The 14,290-nt window shown below is 56.3% G+C and carries 15 protein-coding genes; 8 read left to right on the plus strand and 7 right to left on the minus strand.

Translation table 11 applies throughout. The features are described from left to right. Positions 1 to 11: 11 nt before the first annotated feature. Positions 12 to 428 carry a ferredoxin family protein gene (locus TAM4_RS01970; protein WP_014121561.1) on the minus strand — a complete coding sequence of 139 codons (417 nt, stop codon included), beginning with the start codon at positions 426 to 428 and terminating at the stop codon, positions 12 to 14. 111 nt (positions 429 to 539) lie between these two features. Here TAM4_RS01970 and TAM4_RS01975 point away from each other — a divergent pair, with 111 nt between their 5' ends. Further along, the gene (locus TAM4_RS01975; RefSeq protein ID WP_014121562.1) at positions 540 to 1,505 is read left to right on the plus strand and encodes a tetratricopeptide repeat protein; all 966 of its coding nucleotides are present in this window, start codon (positions 540 to 542) and stop codon (positions 1,503 to 1,505) included. Here the strand turns inward: TAM4_RS01975 and TAM4_RS01980 are convergent. Genes TAM4_RS01980 through TAM4_RS01995 form a run of 4 tightly spaced genes read right to left on the minus strand, consistent with a single transcriptional unit; the run spans position 1,464 to position 6,971 of the window. Continuing rightward, positions 1,464 to 2,081: a DUF447 domain-containing protein gene (locus TAM4_RS01980; RefSeq protein ID WP_014121563.1), complete on the minus strand. Its 618-nt coding sequence runs from the start codon at positions 2,079 to 2,081 to the stop codon at positions 1,464 to 1,466. The two genes, TAM4_RS01975 and TAM4_RS01980, sit on opposite strands and share 42 nt — an antisense overlap. Positions 2,082 to 2,091: 10 nt before the next feature. After that, positions 2,092 to 3,153: an ABC transporter ATP-binding protein gene (locus TAM4_RS01985; RefSeq protein WP_014121564.1), complete on the minus strand. Its 1,062-nt coding sequence runs from the start codon at positions 3,151 to 3,153 to the stop codon at positions 2,092 to 2,094. 9 nt (positions 3,154 to 3,162) lie between these two features. Next, positions 3,163 to 5,379, minus strand: coding sequence for an iron ABC transporter permease (locus tag TAM4_RS01990; protein ID WP_014121565.1), 2,217 nt, complete (start codon positions 5,377 to 5,379; stop codon positions 3,163 to 3,165). Next, positions 5,376 to 6,971 (minus strand): ABC transporter substrate-binding protein, encoded by a 1,596-nt coding sequence (locus TAM4_RS01995; RefSeq protein ID WP_014121566.1) that lies wholly within the window; start codon positions 6,969 to 6,971, stop codon positions 5,376 to 5,378. Before TAM4_RS01995 ends, TAM4_RS01990 begins: the two co-directional genes overlap by 4 nt. 171 nt (positions 6,972 to 7,142) lie before the next feature. Between TAM4_RS01995 and TAM4_RS02000 the strand changes: the two genes are divergently transcribed. From TAM4_RS02000 to rnhB, 3 genes are read left to right on the plus strand one after another with little or no spacing between them, the layout of a single operon-like run. After that, a complete protein-coding gene (locus TAM4_RS02000) occupies positions 7,143 to 7,940 on the plus strand; it encodes a metal ABC transporter ATP-binding protein (RefSeq protein WP_048150831.1) in 798 nt (265 codons plus the stop codon). Next, positions 7,937 to 8,758, plus strand: coding sequence for a metal ABC transporter permease (locus TAM4_RS02005; RefSeq protein WP_014121568.1), 822 nt, complete (start codon positions 7,937 to 7,939; stop codon positions 8,756 to 8,758). Before TAM4_RS02000 ends, TAM4_RS02005 begins: the two co-directional genes overlap by 4 nt. A gap of 5 nt (positions 8,759 to 8,763) precedes the next feature. Then, positions 8,764 to 9,450, plus strand: a complete 687-nt coding sequence (rnhB, locus tag TAM4_RS02010) for a ribonuclease HII (RefSeq protein ID WP_048149691.1) — start codon at positions 8,764 to 8,766, stop codon at positions 9,448 to 9,450. Here the strand turns inward: rnhB and TAM4_RS02015 are convergent. Continuing rightward, entirely contained in the window at positions 9,420 to 11,219 is a 1,800-nt protein-coding gene (locus tag TAM4_RS02015; protein WP_014121570.1) for a membrane protein, read from the minus strand. The two genes, rnhB and TAM4_RS02015, sit on opposite strands and share 31 nt — an antisense overlap. 84 nt (positions 11,220 to 11,303) lie before the next feature. Here TAM4_RS02015 and TAM4_RS02020 point away from each other — a divergent pair, with 84 nt between their 5' ends. Then, the gene (locus tag TAM4_RS02020; protein WP_148258581.1) at positions 11,304 to 12,461 is read left to right on the plus strand and encodes a methyltransferase domain-containing protein; all 1,158 of its coding nucleotides are present in this window, start codon (positions 11,304 to 11,306) and stop codon (positions 12,459 to 12,461) included. Here the strand turns inward: TAM4_RS02020 and TAM4_RS02025 are convergent. Beyond that, positions 12,456 to 12,647 carry a PCNA-inhibitor gene (locus TAM4_RS02025; protein ID WP_014121572.1) on the minus strand — a complete coding sequence of 64 codons (192 nt, stop codon included), beginning with the start codon at positions 12,645 to 12,647 and terminating at the stop codon, positions 12,456 to 12,458. The genes TAM4_RS02020 and TAM4_RS02025 overlap by 6 nt on opposite strands. A gap of 93 nt (positions 12,648 to 12,740) precedes the next feature. Between TAM4_RS02025 and pepQ the strand changes: the two genes are divergently transcribed. Genes pepQ through TAM4_RS02040 form a run of 3 tightly spaced genes read left to right on the plus strand, consistent with a single transcriptional unit; the run spans position 12,741 to position 14,286 of the window. Then, positions 12,741 to 13,787, plus strand: a complete 1,047-nt coding sequence (pepQ, locus tag TAM4_RS02030; protein WP_014121573.1) for a Xaa-Pro dipeptidase PepQ — start codon at positions 12,741 to 12,743, stop codon at positions 13,785 to 13,787. A gap of 51 nt (positions 13,788 to 13,838) precedes the next feature. After that, positions 13,839 to 14,033 (plus strand): hypothetical protein, encoded by a 195-nt coding sequence (locus TAM4_RS02035; RefSeq protein WP_014121574.1) that lies wholly within the window; start codon positions 13,839 to 13,841, stop codon positions 14,031 to 14,033. After that, positions 14,023 to 14,286, plus strand: coding sequence for a type II toxin-antitoxin system RelE/ParE family toxin (locus TAM4_RS02040; RefSeq protein ID WP_014121575.1), 264 nt, complete (start codon positions 14,023 to 14,025; stop codon positions 14,284 to 14,286). The genes TAM4_RS02035 and TAM4_RS02040 overlap by 11 nt, the downstream gene beginning before the upstream one ends. Positions 14,287 to 14,290: the final 4 nt, after the last annotated feature.

Below are 14,290 nucleotides of genomic sequence, written 5' to 3' on the forward strand. Positions count from 1 at the left end.
GGGTGGGGGGTTTAAAAAGAGTGCCTCTCCGGCCAGTTGTTGCGCTTGAACCTCTCAACGTGCTCCCTCCGGAACACGAACCTAAGCCCGTACCTCTTCTTGAAGGGGAGTTTGAGGGCGTTGTACAGGAAAACGAGCACGGGATGCCTGACGGGTCTCTCCACCGGCCTGAGTGCCCCTGTGGGGCAGGCCTCAACGCAGATGTAGCATCTCCTGCAGTTCTCCGGATGGGTCATGAAGGGCCTCAGCCTGACCCTGTACCCAACCCCGAAGAGACCGACCTTCATGGGCACGACCTCCCATATTTTCTCGCCGAAGGGGCAGACCGATATGCATTCATCTCCTCCACCGCACAGGGGGTAGTGTATCACCAGCGGGGCCTTTTCCTTCATTCTTTCGTGGTAAACCCTCCAGTCCTCGGCTTCCATATGATCACCCGTATATGTCTGTGTTCGACATATCGTTGGACATATCGTTTATAAGCCTTTGCATAAGGAAAGGATTAAAACCCCCGCGACGTAGTTAAGGCGGTGAAGCGAATGGAAGAACTTCTGAAGGCTTTGGAAGAAAAGGACACGAAAAAAGTTGCAAGCCTGCTCTACTACAAGATCGACGAGCTGAGCGATGAACAGCTTGAGGAGATCCTGGAAAAGGCCGAAAAGCTCGCCCTTGAGAAGAAGGACTACGAGCTCTACAAGCTGGTCGTCTACTACTACCACGAGTTCCTGGATGTGGACAAGATAAGCGAGTTCGAGGAGCTGGCCGAGAAGGAGGGAAGCTTCGAGGCAAAGTTCCACTTGGCTGATCTCTACTTCCTGATCGGCGAGCTTGAAAAGAGCCTCGCGATGTACCAGGCCCTCATCGAGGAAGAGATCACCAAGGGCAACCTCGAGCACGTGGCAGAGATCTACCACAACATGGCCCTCATCGAGGAGGAGCTCCAGGACTACGAAAAGGCCTACGAGCTGCTTGAAAAGGCTGAAAAGCACTACCGTGAGCTTGGGGACGAGGAAAAACTCCTCCATGTCCTGATCTACAAGGCCTACGTGAAGTTCGAGATGGGGGAAACCTATGAGGCAAAGGCCATGCTCGCGGAACTGCTCCCGCGCATCATGGAGCTCGGGGACAGAAGGCTGCTCACCGAGGTTCACCTGAGCTTTGAGGAGATGTTCGAGGAAGAGGACAACTACGACGCCGCCCTGCAGGAGTGCCTGTATTCGATGCTCTGGGCGCGCGGAACCGAGTACTACGACGTTGCATTCGATGCCCTCGTGGACGTCCTCTGGCAGCTCTTCCTCGAGGACGACTTCGAGAGGATATACAACAACGCGGACATGTTCATCAGAGCCTTTCCAGATTTGGCAACGTTCTTTGAGGGCGTTAAGTACCTGGCCCTCTTCAAGGACGGCAAGGTTGAGGAGGAAGAGCTCAAGAAGGTCCTCGAAAAGGTCGAGGACAGGAGACTACTTGATCTCCTTGAGTTCCTCGGAGAGGCCGAGCTCTGAGGCCCACTCCACCATCTTTTTTGCGATCCAGTCCCTTCCGCCAAGGCGGCGGTAGAGGCGGTAGCTGGCGAGCATCCTTGTGTGGAGTTCCCGGGCCTTTTTTCCCTTCGCAGCCCTGAGCCTTGTGAAATCCACCGCCATCTCGATCAGCGCGCAGTCAGCCCGGCTCATCGGCCTGGGCGGGAGGGAACCTTCTATCTCCCCTAGGGGAGTGATAACGCCTTCGAGAACCATCGCGGTTCCGATTTCATCGGAGTGCTCCCTCATCTCCCACTCAACGTCCCCATAGAGGCCAGGAAGACCCTTTATCCAGCGGTATTTGCCCGATTCAACGAACTCAAGTTTCTCCGCCGGCGGAACGTTGAGCGCCAGCCGAACGATCAAACCGGCGTCGTTGGTGAACTGAATTGAAACGTGGGGGTGCTCCCTTATCTCCTCGGCGCTCCTTCCCCCAAAAAGTCGGAAGTGAAGCCCTGGACCCTTCCTGACGATGCCAATGGGTGCAACGTTGCCCCTCGTCACAAGGAGAACCTCGTAGACCTGCCCCTCAATGAGAAAATTTAGAAGGGAGGGCATTGAAACACCGTCAGAGCTGTTTTGGAAGAACGAGGATGTCCTCCCTCTTTATGTAGAACTTCACGGGCATCGTCGGCCTGAGGTTCTCGACGTCTCTGGTGCTTATGGTCCTCGCTATCAGCCTCGTATCGTCGAAGATCCCCACGACCTCGACGAAGAAGCCGTAGTACTCAACGAGATCGACCTTGCCCTCCATCTCGACGGCGTCCTCAACTGGCTTGAGGTGTATCCTCTCCGGCCTTATGACGAGCGCGACCTCGTCCTTCTCCCCGGTGTAGTGGAGCCCCTCGAAGCGGAAGCTGCCGAATTCAACGGTAACGCGGTCGCCGTTTCTCTCGACGACTTTGGCAGGGATGACGTTGGTCTTACCCATGAAGCTCGCAACGAACTCCGTCCTCGGCTTCTCGTAGATCTCCCTCGGCGTTCCAACCTGCTCGACGGTTCCGACGTTCATCACCGCTATCCTGTCGCTTATCGCCATCGCCTCCTCCTGGTCGTGGGTAACGTAGATGACGGTAATCCCGAGCTCGCGCTGGATTCTCCTGATTTCCGAACGCATCTCAAGGCGGAGCTTTGCATCGAGGTTGCTCAGCGGTTCGTCGAGGAGGAGCAGCTTGGGCTCAACCACGAGGGCCCTCGCTATGGCAACGCGCTGCTGCTGGCCGCCGGACAGCTGGGTTGGGTAGCGGTCCTCGAAGCCCTGGAGCTTCACAAGCTCAAGGGCCCACTTGACCCTCCTGTCTATCTCCTCCTTGGGGAGCTTCTTCAGCCTGAGGCCGTAGGCGACGTTGTCGTAGACCTTCATGTGGGGCCACAGGGCGTAGTTCTGGAAGACGAGGACGGCTCCCCTTTCACTTGAGCTGAGGTTCGTCACGTCCTGATCGTCGAACCACACCTTACCCGACGTCGGGTAGTCCAGGCCGGCTATGATCCTCAGCGTCGTTGATTTACCGCAGCCGCTCGGTCCGAGGAGCGTGAAGAGCTCCCCGTGCTTTATGTGAAGGTTTATGCCCTTGAGGGCGACGGTATCACCAAACTCCTTAACGACGTTCTCAAGTCTGACCTCAACCATATTATCACCTCACGAGAGGCCTATGAAGGAGTACTTCTGCTTGGTTATTATGTTCACGAGCACTATGGAGATTATCTGCACCGTGATGAGGAGCACACCCAAGGCTGCCGCTATGTTCACGCTTCCGACGGCTGACATCATGATCTCCTTCATGTAAGCCGTTATCGGCGCGTTGGCCATCTTCAGTGAACCGAGGGTAATGCCCACGCTGGTTTCGCTCATTGAGTAGACGAAGCTCAGCATTGCTCCACCGAACACGTTGAGCGAGATGAGGGGCAGTATTATGCTGGTTATCGTCTTCCACCTGCTGGCGCCGAGGTTCATCGCGGCCTCTTCAAGGGACACGTGCACCTGCTGAAGGCCCGCGTAGACTGACCTCGCCGCGAAGGGCAGACGCCTTATCGAGTATGCCAGTATGAGCACGTACGCCGGGTTGAAGTGCTTTGGATCTATTGGATCGAGCGGTGTCCCTGGGAAGACCTGGTGGAAGAAGTAGAAGTATCCCATGGCGACGACGATTCCCGGAACTGCCATCGGCAGGATGACTATGCTCTCGAGGACCGGCGTTAACGCCCCCTTGAACCTGCTCGTCGCGTAGGAGGACGTTATGGCCAGGAGGACTATGAGCACGACCGCCGCCGCGGAATAGGTGAGGCTGTTCACGATGTACCTCCTGACGTCGGGCGTTGTGAGCATCTCTTTCACGTACTTGGCCGTGATCTCGACCTTCTTTCCGACGGGTATGTTGAACATCGTCGCCTTGAAGGTGGAGGAGTTCAGGTTGAGCATGCCCGCGCTTACGGTACCGCTTCCCGTTATCGGGCCGAGCATCTGGGTGTGTATCGTTCCGTTGTACTTGCTGGCCGTGCCTTGGAAGTCGGCGTAGAGGACTTTGCCCTCAACGGTGAACTTTCCATCCTTTATCGTCACCTTGCCAACGATGAAGCCGCTTAGACTGCCGTTTATCACACCGAGGGTATTGGAGTGACCGTGGACTTCACCCTTGAAGAACCAGCCGTTCTTGGAGGTCTCAACGACGCCGTTTTCCGGTAACTGGACGTTGAAGTCTGGATAGATGGTCCCGATGATCTGGGCGTTTATGTCGGTCACGTTGGTGACAACCCTCTGCTCCTGCGTGAAGGCGAGCTTTACAACACCGGCCTGCGGCGTTATCGTGAACACGAGGAGGGGCAGGAGAACGAGGTAGATTATGAGAGCCTGGCCGAGCCTCGGCTTCCTTACCCTCGGGGACCACCTTCCGCCCTTGCTGAGCATCGCGTACTGCCTCAGTCCAACGTACTTCCTGATTCCGAGGAAGGCTATGATCGCGAGGGTTAGCATGACTATGGCCAGGGCCGCTATGAGCGGGCTCCTCTCGCCGGTTCCGTAGAGGAACTTGCTGAACACCTGGTAGGAGATTATCTTCTTGGCGAGGTTGTTGCTGTGGAAGACGATTGGCGCGGCGAGGTCCTCGAGACTGAATATGAAAACGAGCGTGGCTCCAGCGGCTATTCCCGGGAGGGCGAGCGGGAACGTGACAGTTCTGAAGAGGTGGAAGCCCTTGCTTCCGAGGTTTTCGGCCTGCTCCTCCAGGCTCGGGTCGATGTTGATGAAGCTCGCGTAGGCGTTGAGGTAAACGATTGGGTAGTACGTTATCGCCTGTGCGAGCGTTATGCCCGCCAGACCGTCTATCCTGACCCTGAAGCCGAAGAGGGCGTGGAGTATTGAGCTAACCAGTCCGTACTCGCTGAAGAGCTGCTGGACGACGTAGGCGCTCACGAAGGGGGTAACGAGCAGGGGAATGAAGAGGAGGATCCTGAAGACGTTCTTACCCGGGAACTCGTAGCGGGCCATCACGAAGGCGAAGATTGTGCCCATTATTGAAGCCAATAGAGTAACGAAGGCGGCAACGATTATCGAGTTCAGGATTATTCCAAAATCGAGCCCCTCGATGAGGTACAGAGTCTCACCCGTACCGGGCATCTTCACGGTTTGAACGAGATCCCACGAGGAGGGCAAACTCATATAGTCCGAGTTCCACGTGAATATCTCCTTAAACCAGTGGAGGGATATACTCCCGTTGTACGTGAACGCGATGGCCAGCATGGCCAGAACTGGGATTATCAGGAAGAACACGAGGTAGAGCAGCGGGAAAAGATAGGAAGAGATGACGAGAGGCTCCGGCTTGGGGACGCCGAAGAGCCTCTCGATCCACTTAGAGCTCATCCATTCACCTCCTTGAGGACCTTCTCGTATTTTGCCCTAGCAGCATTGCTCCATTCTTTAAGTATTGTGTCCTTAAAGTCTGGATCGTTTAGGATCTTCTCGTTGATCTTCTTGGCGTACTCCTCGGTGAAGGTCACGGTCTGCCCGGTTTCGGGGTCCTTGAACTGAATCGGAGCGGTCAGCTCGTCCTTGAGCCTCTCAAAGGTCTGGTCGTCTATCTTGCCGGACTTGTGGGCGTTCACGATGGCCATCCAGGCCTGGTGGAGCTCCTCGTTGGTGTCGACGAGGGTGGCCTTGAAGTACTGCTGCATGGCGTAGATGGTCTCAAGGGCCTCGGTGTCGTTGAACGGTATTCCCCTGGTGTGGAGGGCGAGATAGTAGGCGGTCCTGAGGTCGGGCCTCTTCTGGCCCTCTGGGGTGTTGAAGATCGACGGGTTGACGGGGAGCCTGTTGACGTCCTTGTTTAGCCAGATCTTCTGACCCTCGGTGAGGACCCAGTAGATGAAGGCCTGCGCCGCCTCGGGGTGCTTGGACGACTTGAGGAGTGCTATCGGGTCACCGTTTATGATGCTCTCCCCCTCGGGGATGATGTAGACACAGTCCGGATTTTTCTGCATCGCGGTGTAGCCGTAGAAGTCGATCGTGTTTCCAGCCGCTATGTCGCCCGCTATAACGGCCTCCCTAACGGAATCGCTTGACTCATAGATCCTGGAGTTGGCAGCGATGAGGGTTAGGATTCTCCATCCCTTATCCCAGCCGAAGGCCTGGAGGATGATCTGGTAGATCCTGGTGTTCGAAGTGCTCCTGGTCGGATCGGCTATACCGTACTGCGGTGGATCCCTGGCCCAGGCCTCGCTCGCTATGTCCTCCCACTTCTTGGGCTCGGGAAGGCCCCACTTCTTCAGGGCGGCCTTGTTCTCGGTGAATCCGAAGGACGAGAGGGCAGCAGCTATCCAGTAGACCTTACCGTCCTTGTCCTTCCTGACCATCGGCATTCCGGCTATGGTCTCGGAGATGTTCTTGCCTAGGAGTGAGAGTATCTTCTCGTCGGTGATGGGTGCGAGGTAGCCCTCGGTGTAGAGGGTGTCGAAGAGGGTCGGACCTCCACCCCAGCCGACGTCTCCTCTACCGTTCTTGATAAACTCAATCCATTGGGATCCAGTTGCCTTGATGAAGCGGATGTTGGTGATGTGGTACTCCTTGGCGATCTCGCTCTTGAGGAAGTACTCCTTGGCTAAGCTCTGGATCGTCGTGTCGTGCCTGGTGAGAACTATGAGCTCAACGTTGGTGGGCCTGGAGGTAGTGGTCGTTGTGTGGGAAGCGGTTGTGGTTGTCTGTGCAGCTGAGGTCGTTGTCTGGGCCTGAGAGGTGGTCGTTGATTGGGTTTCGCTCTGGGTTGAGCTGGAAGTCGTGGTTCCTGAGGGGGATACGGTGTACTCGTTGCTGGTGGTCGTCTGTGACGCCGAAGAAGTCGTGGATTTGGTGGGGCTCTCGCTTGAGCTCGTGCTCCCTCCTCCACCGCCGATACATCCGGCGGCCACAACACTAAACAGAACCAAGAACACAACAAGGAAAGCGGCCGTCTTTCTCATTGCCTTCACCCCTGCATCATTCTTGCCACTCACTTTTAAGGTTTTGTCACTAACTTTGGTTCAATTTCGGGGAACTATCGGTGTGTTTTTGCACCACCGTGTTAATATCGCTTTTGGTTCGGGCACAGGTTTAAAAGGTGTGGGGGATCTTTAGTGGAATGGATGGTGAAGATGGAGGCTTCGGTTGAGGCGAGGAACCTGACGATATACTACGGGAAACAGGTGGCCCTCAGAGACGTGACCTTCCAGCTTGGAATCTCGGAAACGCTGCTCCTCCTCGGACCGAACGGGGCGGGCAAGACGACCCTTCTCAGAACCATAGCCGGCTTTCACACGGAATACACGGGTGAGCTCCTGATATTCGGGAAAAAGCCGGGAGAAGCCAGGGATCTCGTATCTTACGTCCCCCAGAGCCATTCTCTGAACGAGAGCGTCCCCCTGACGGCCCTAGAGGTAGTTGCGATGGGCGCGATCTACAAGAGGGGTTTGATCCATCGGAGGATTCCCCCTGAGGTCGAGGAAAGGGCCCTCAAGGTGCTCGGCTTCGTGGGTCTTGAGAACGTTGCCAACAAGCTCTTCCGGAACCTCAGCGGTGGTCAGAAGCAGAGGGTTCTCCTGGCGAGGGCACTGGTGAGCAACCCCAAGTTACTCCTCCTCGACGAGCCGCTCTCCGCCCTCGATCCCTCGGCCAGGGCGGAGGTAACGTCCGTCCTTGACAGGATAAAGAAAAAGAAGAGGATAGCAATGATCATAACGACCCACGACATAAACCCCCTCCTCGAGATAGGCGACAAGGTCATGCTCATCAACCGGCGGATGATCGCCTTTGGAAAGCCGGACGAGGCTCTGAGGGACGAGATAATCAAGAGCGTCTACGGGCCGATGGCGAGGGCGATAAAGGTCGAGGACAGGCTCTACTGCATAACCGGGGACTTCCACATCCACCTTGCGAGGGGTGAGGTCAGGTGATCCCCGAGTTCATGCTCCGAGCCATACTCGCGAGCATCACGATAAGCGTCCTCTTGGGCCTTCTGAGCCCCCTGATAAACATGAAGGGCCTCGCCTTCCTCACCCACGCGCTCTTCCACGCCCTCCTCTTCGGAGCGGTTCTGGGAATGATCCTCGGCCTCGTTTTCAACAACCTGTCCCTCGTCATGGCGGTCGCGACCCTGATAACGATCGTTATAGTGCTGACGATAGCCGAGCTTGAGCGCCTCGGGTTCTCCTCCGACTCCGCCGTTGGGATCGTCGCCAGTTTCGTGGCGGGCCTAACTGTTCTTGGCTTTGGCGTGCTCTACAAGGTCATGGCGGGCAGGCCGTACTTCCCCCTCACCGAGAACGTCGTTTCCTACCTCACCGGCGAGCTCTTCCTGATAACGAGGGAGAACCTGCTGGCCTTGACGGTCCTCGGGTTCGTTATCCTCATCGTGCTTCTCCTGTTCTACCGCGACTTCCTCTACATAAGCTTCGACATGGAGGGCGTCGAGAGCTACGGCGGCAGGGCGAGGTTTTACCTCGTTCTCCTCTACGTCCTCGTCGGTCTGGTGGGTTCCCTCATAGTTCAGAGCGTTGGTCTCGTTACCCTCCAGGTCGTAGCGGTTCTGCCGGGTGCGATAGGGCTCATGGTGAGCGACAACCTGAAGAGGGTCGTCCTGACGAGCCTGCTGGTTACCCTAACTGTTCAGCTGTCTTCAGTCGTCATAGCGTACTTCACATCCATCCCCCCGAGCGGAATAGCCACGATAATCCTCGGCCTGATCTACGGAGCCCTGCTGATCAGGAAGTGATGGGAATGGGGAGGAAGTTGGCTGGAATAGACGAGGCCGGACGGGGACCGGTCATCGGGCCGATGGTCATAGCGGCCGTCGTCGTTGATGAGGATAAGCTTGGAAACCTGGAAGAGCTGGGCGTCAAGGACTCGAAAAAGCTCACCCCCCGGAGAAGGGAGCGGCTCTTTGACGAGATAATTGCACAGTTAGACGATTATGTAATCATCGAATTATGGCCAGAGGAGATAGACTCAAGGAAAGTTACCCTCAACGAGTTCGAGGTGGAGAACTTTGCAAAAGCCCTGAACTCCCTGAAGGTCAGGCCGGACGTTGTTTACATCGACGCGGCCGACGTCAAGGAGGGGCGCTTCGGCGAGGCAGTGGGCAGGTTGCTCAGCTTCAAAGCCGAGATCGTGGCGGAGCACAGGGCGGACGATAAGTTCGTCCCGGTTTCGGCGGCTTCAATCCTCGCAAAGGTCGTAAGGGACAGGGCAATTGAGAGGCTCAAACGCGAGTACGGGGAGATCGGCTCTGGCTACCCAAGCGACCCAAGGACGAGGGAGTTCCTGGAAAAATACTACCGAGAGCACGGTGACTTTCCGCCGATCGTCAGAAAAACGTGGAAGACCGTGAAAAAGATACGGAAAAAGCTGGAGTCTAGGGATAAGGAAAGGGGATCTCAGCTAACCCTCGACTCGTTCGTTGGCTGAGGATTCATCTCGTGCTTCTTCGGGAGGCCGCCCGGCCTCGGTCTCCTCTCCCTCCTGCCCCTCGCGAGGGGTACCTTCTTTGGAAGTCCCCTCTGCTCCACGTAGACCGTTGGGGGCAGGGGTATCGTTGGAATCAGCGCTGGTTGCTCAACTTTCTCGGCCTCTTCCTGCTTCTTTCTCCTCTCCTCGACGTACTCCACGAACCTCTTTATCCTGAGCCCCCTGCCGATCCAGTAGAGGTAGTCGAGCAGCGACTCCCTGAAGGCGTCCCAGCTGACGATCTCGTAGACGACCACGCCCATGACCACCGCGGCCTCCGGAACCAGCGCTGTCGCGTAGAAGCTGAACTGGGTCTTGCCGCCGAGGGCGTACTGGAGGGCGAATAGGCCGACCGTGCTCCAGAATATGCCGAAGGGCACTATGACGAGGTTCCTCCTCTTCCAGACGTAGGGTATTGCGAATACAGCGACCACCATGAAGAGCAGGAGCGTTGGATTGGTGTTCGCAACTATGTCGGGGTTGAAGTGGAAGTGGAATGAGTTGCCGTTGTAGAACCACTCCCAGAACGGTGCCGTCCAGGGGTTGGGACCCTTGTAGCTGAGATGCCACTTGAAGCTCCCGAGGAAGTTCCTCAGCCAGTCGTTGAAGCCCACAACCTTAATCGCCGGGATCTCCGGCAGGAGGAAGCCGAGTAACGGCAGGGACAGACCGGCCGTCAGGAAGGCGAGGAGGAGTTCCAAGCTCTCCCTGCTGGAGTACACGAACTCCGCAACCGCCAGAATCGTCAGGAGGGCCAGTATCTGGAAGTACTTGGCGTCCCAGTAGTCGGCGAGGTACTCGGAGTAGGCGACCACCGTAAGGCCGAGAAGGACCACTATAACGACCATCCTCAGGGCTTTTCTCCATCCGGCTTTCTCCTTGGCATCGGCCAGCAGGCGGAGGAAGAGAACCGGATAGCCGAATGCACCGCTCAGCTTCGTTGCACCCGCCAAACCCACTCCAAAGCCGGCCCAGTTCCTCCAGCCGTAGGTCAGGAGAAACGTGAAGAGCGCGACGAAGACGCCGACGTATATGTCCAGCATCGCGGTGACGGCGGTTGCCTGAAGGGTCGGATCAACGGCAACGAAGAAGAGGGCTATGAGGGACGCGAGGTAGCTCTTAGTTATCCTGTAAGCCGTGAGGAGAACGAGGAGCTGGAGGAGGCCGTAGAGTATCAGCCCGGGGACGCGCCAGTAGAAGGGCTTATCGCCGAGGAGGAGCATGGAGAGCATTATGAAGTCCTTGCCGAGGAAGGGATGCTCGAGGTTCAGATAGTTCTGGATGTTGTCCTTGTCGGGATACCTGAAGCCCGTTACGGTGTAGTACGCGTTCTCGGGGATGTTGTCCCTGAGGTAGTTCATGAAGTCCCTCAGCCTTTCCCTCGGAATCTCGACGTATATCGCCGGAAACTTCTGGTAGTTTACGGTTGCCGACATGTTGCCGTCGTACATTATGACGGCCTCGTCTATAACGTGCTCGTACTTGGCCTTGTCATCGTCGTTTGAGAAGATAACGTTCACGCCCTCGTACCCGTTGTGGATGTAGTGCGCCTCGAAGCCGAGCCGGTGGAGAACGTTTCTGCTCGCAGGAACGTACCAGACCTCGTCGCCCACGTAATCGTTGAGGTCGGCCCGGGAGGCGGTGTCAAAAGCGTACCACAGCGAGGCTCCGATCATGCCAACCGCGAACAGAATGAACAGAACTAATTTTACCTGCCTCGTCGTTACCATCCTACCACCCGCCGATATTGGGTTCATCCCCTTTTAAGCTTCTCCATGCCTCAACTTTTTAAACGCTCCCCCCAACTAATGCCGATGAGCTGGGTTAATGAGGTCACCGAGGATCAGGTCGAGCTCGCGGTAGAGCTCGTTAAAAAGGGTCTGGACGAGAGAAAGCTCCGCTCAAAGCTCGGGCCCCACTGGAAGGAGCTGGTCGAGGTAGCCAAGGCCAGGCTGAGGGCGAAGGACAAGTTCTCCAGGCAGGATCTGTGGATGGACCTCGAGGGCCTTCGCTACGCGACCCACGAGATCGTTGCCAGATACCGGGCGAAGAGACTGAGGGAGCTTGGAGTGAAGAGCATAGCGGACGTCTCGTGCGGGATAGGGATACAGCTGATCTTCTACGCGATGGAAGTTGAGAGGGCTTACGGCATCGATATCGACCCGGTCAAGATAGAGTTCGCGCGAAGGAACGCGGAGAAGTACGGCGTGAACAACATCGAGTTCATAAACGCGGATTCCCTCTCTAAGGAGGTTGTGGAGAGGATAGATGCAGAGGTTGTCTTCTCCGATCCAGCAAGACCGCCGGAGGCACCGGAGAGAACGCTTGAGGGTCTTTTGCCCAGCCCGCTCAGGGTTTATGAGGTTTACAGGTCAAAGGTAAACGCCTTCATCTTCGACCTTCCCCCGCAGATGAGGAGGGAGAGGGTTCCCTGGAAAGGGGAATTCGAGTACATCGACCTCTTCGGGGCGATAAACCGTCTAACCTTCTACTTCGAGCCCCTCGCGAGGGCAGAGAGGAGTGCGGTAACGCTTCCAAAGGGCGCGCGCCTTGAGAGCGACCCCAACCTCGAAGACATAGTTGAGTGGACCGAAAGGCCCGGGCAGTACCTCTACGAGATCCCGCAGAGCATAGACTACGCCGACCTGATAAACGAGCTCTTCCACAGGGTAAACGGCGAGATGAAGATGCTCCTCAGGGAAAAGAGACGCGTTCTGGCCACAGGAGAGGAGGAACTGAGAAGCGACTACTTCAAGAGGGTTTACTCCGTCGTCGCGGTTCTGCCCTTCCATCCGGTCCGTATCAACGACTTCCTGAGGAGGGAAGGCTTCGGAAGGGCGACCCTCAGGATTAGCCTGCCCGATTCCGAGTACTGGCGCTTCAGGCGGAAGGTCGAGACGGGACTGAGGGGCGAAAGAAGGGCCTTCGTCTTCCAGCTGGGGAGAAAGGCGATCATCGCGGAGGAGCTATAGCTCTTCGATCCTCGCGTTCCTGATCTTCTTGGAGCCTATTCTGAGGCTCTTGAAGTAATCAACGTGTTCCTCTGGCAAAAACAGATCCAGTCTCGTCTCCCTTAAGCGTTTCTTTTTCTTCCTCGTTTCGGGTTCCTTCTTCGCAGTGCCTTCCCGTCCAAGGAACTCGTCGATTTTGCGGTACATGGTTTCAGCCGGTGAGAATAGGCGGAACGGTATAAAACTTTTGCCGACGAAAGGATTTTATTGAGCCTGCCTGACACACATCAGGTGAGTCAGATGAGGATCGAAAGGCTGAGGGAGTTCATAGCGGAGAAGGAACTTGACGGCGTGATAATAACACACAGGCCGAACCTCTACTATTTCACAGGTTCCGCCCCCGTTCTCGGCGGCTACCTGCTCGTAACGGCCGACGAGGCGCTCTTCCTCGTTCCCCAGCTCGAGTATGAAGAGGCAAAGGAAACCTCGCGCGTCCCCGTTGAGGCCTTCAAGCGCGGGCCGGAGCTCTTCGACAGGCTCAAGTCCTTCAAGCTGAGGAAGCTCGGAATCGAGGGGAGAACCGCCTACTCAACCGTCCAGAGCTACCGCGAGAAGCTCGGCGTTGAGGAGTTCGTGACCGTTGATGACGTCATCAAAGAGCTGAGAATGATCAAAACTAAGGAAGAACTCGAGGTCATCCAGGCCGCGTGCGAGATAGCTGACCAAGCGATGCTCGTTGCCATAGAGGAGGTAAGCGAGGGCAGGCGCGAGAGGGAAATAGCCGCCAAGATGGAGTACGTCATGAAGATGAACGGTGCTGAGAAGCCTGCCTTCGACACGATAATCGCGAGCGGCCCGCGCTCCGCTCTGCCCCACGGCGTCGCGAGCGACAAGAGAATCGAGAGGGGAGAGCTCGTCGTCATCGATGAAGGCGCGCTCTACAACCACTACAACTCCGACACGACGAGGACAATCGTGGTCGGCAGTCCCAACGAGAGGCAGAAGGACATCTATCAGGCGGTTCTCGAGGCCCAGAGGAAGGGTGTCGAGAGCGCGAGGCCGGGAATGACGGCGAAGGAGCTCGACACGATCGTCAGGGACGTCATCAGGGAGTACGGCTACGGCGACTACTTCATTCACTCAACCGGTCACGGTGTTGGCCTTGAGATACACGAATGGCCCGGCGTGAACCAGAGCGACGAGACCGTCCTCAAGCCCGGTATGGTCGTCACAGTCGAGCCGGGCATATACATTCCAAAGTTCGGGGGAGTCAGGATAGAGGACACGATAGTCATAACCGAGAACGGGGCCAAGAGATTAACGAGGACGGAGAGGGAGCTTATCTGACCCCCAAACTTTTTATTCACCTGTGAGCATTGCAGTTGAACGGTGGTAATGATGGAGAGCGTTGAAAAGCTCATCCTTCAGGAGCTTCGCGAGATCAAGGAAGAGCTTAGGGCCCTAAACTCAAAGATTGACAACTTCGCAGGCTATTTCGAAGCCGATGAGGACGAGATTAAGGAGTTAATGGAGGAGTTGAAAGGCGCAAGGAGAAACGGAGTGAAGCTAGAGGAGGTTCTCCATGAGCTATGAGGTCATTCTCTCGAGAAACGCCCTGAAGTACATCAAAAAACTGCCTCCCGAGGACAGGAAGCGGATAAAAGAGGCCCTTCTTAAACTCAGCCAGAACCCCTGGTTCACACAGTACAAAAAGCTTAGGGGTTATCCTTTCTACCGCATAAGGGTTGGAGATTATCGCATAATCTACAGCGTTGATGATGAGTCCAAGACTGTGTACGTTGTGAAAATCGGGAAGAGGGGAGAGGTTTACAAGAACATAGGGTGATGCT

Origin of the sequence: Thermococcus sp. AM4, assembly GCF_000151205.2 — an archaeon.
Classification (GTDB): domain Archaea; phylum Methanobacteriota_B; class Thermococci; order Thermococcales; family Thermococcaceae; genus Thermococcus.

Excerpts from the sequence above, each read along its gene's own strand:
- TAM4_RS01970 (WP_014121561.1), bottom strand. The coding sequence starts at position 428 with ATGGAAGCCGAGGACTGGAGGGTTTACCACGAAAGAATGAAGGAAAAG.
- TAM4_RS01975 (WP_014121562.1), top strand. The coding sequence starts at position 540 with ATGGAAGAACTTCTGAAGGCTTTGGAAGAAAAGGACACGAAAAAAGTT.
- TAM4_RS01980 (WP_014121563.1), bottom strand. The coding sequence starts at position 2,081 with ATGCCCTCCCTTCTAAATTTTCTCATTGAGGGGCAGGTCTACGAGGTT.
- TAM4_RS01985 (WP_014121564.1), bottom strand. The coding sequence starts at position 3,153 with ATGGTTGAGGTCAGACTTGAGAACGTCGTTAAGGAGTTTGGTGATACC.
- TAM4_RS01990 (WP_014121565.1), bottom strand. The coding sequence starts at position 5,379 with ATGAGCTCTAAGTGGATCGAGAGGCTCTTCGGCGTCCCCAAGCCGGAG.
- TAM4_RS01995 (WP_014121566.1), bottom strand. The coding sequence starts at position 6,971 with ATGAGAAAGACGGCCGCTTTCCTTGTTGTGTTCTTGGTTCTGTTTAGT.
- TAM4_RS02000 (WP_048150831.1), top strand. The coding sequence starts at position 7,143 with ATGGAGGCTTCGGTTGAGGCGAGGAACCTGACGATATACTACGGGAAA.
- rnhB (WP_048149691.1), top strand. The coding sequence starts at position 8,764 with ATGGGGAGGAAGTTGGCTGGAATAGACGAGGCCGGACGGGGACCGGTC.
- TAM4_RS02015 (WP_014121570.1), bottom strand. The coding sequence starts at position 11,219 with ATGGTAACGACGAGGCAGGTAAAATTAGTTCTGTTCATTCTGTTCGCG.
- TAM4_RS02020 (WP_148258581.1), top strand. The coding sequence starts at position 11,304 with ATGAGCTGGGTTAATGAGGTCACCGAGGATCAGGTCGAGCTCGCGGTA.
- TAM4_RS02025 (WP_014121572.1), bottom strand. The coding sequence starts at position 12,647 with ATGTACCGCAAAATCGACGAGTTCCTTGGACGGGAAGGCACTGCGAAG.
- pepQ (WP_014121573.1), top strand. The coding sequence starts at position 12,741 with ATGAGGATCGAAAGGCTGAGGGAGTTCATAGCGGAGAAGGAACTTGAC.
- TAM4_RS02035 (WP_014121574.1), top strand. The coding sequence starts at position 13,839 with ATGGAGAGCGTTGAAAAGCTCATCCTTCAGGAGCTTCGCGAGATCAAG.
- TAM4_RS02040 (WP_014121575.1), top strand. The coding sequence starts at position 14,023 with ATGAGCTATGAGGTCATTCTCTCGAGAAACGCCCTGAAGTACATCAAA.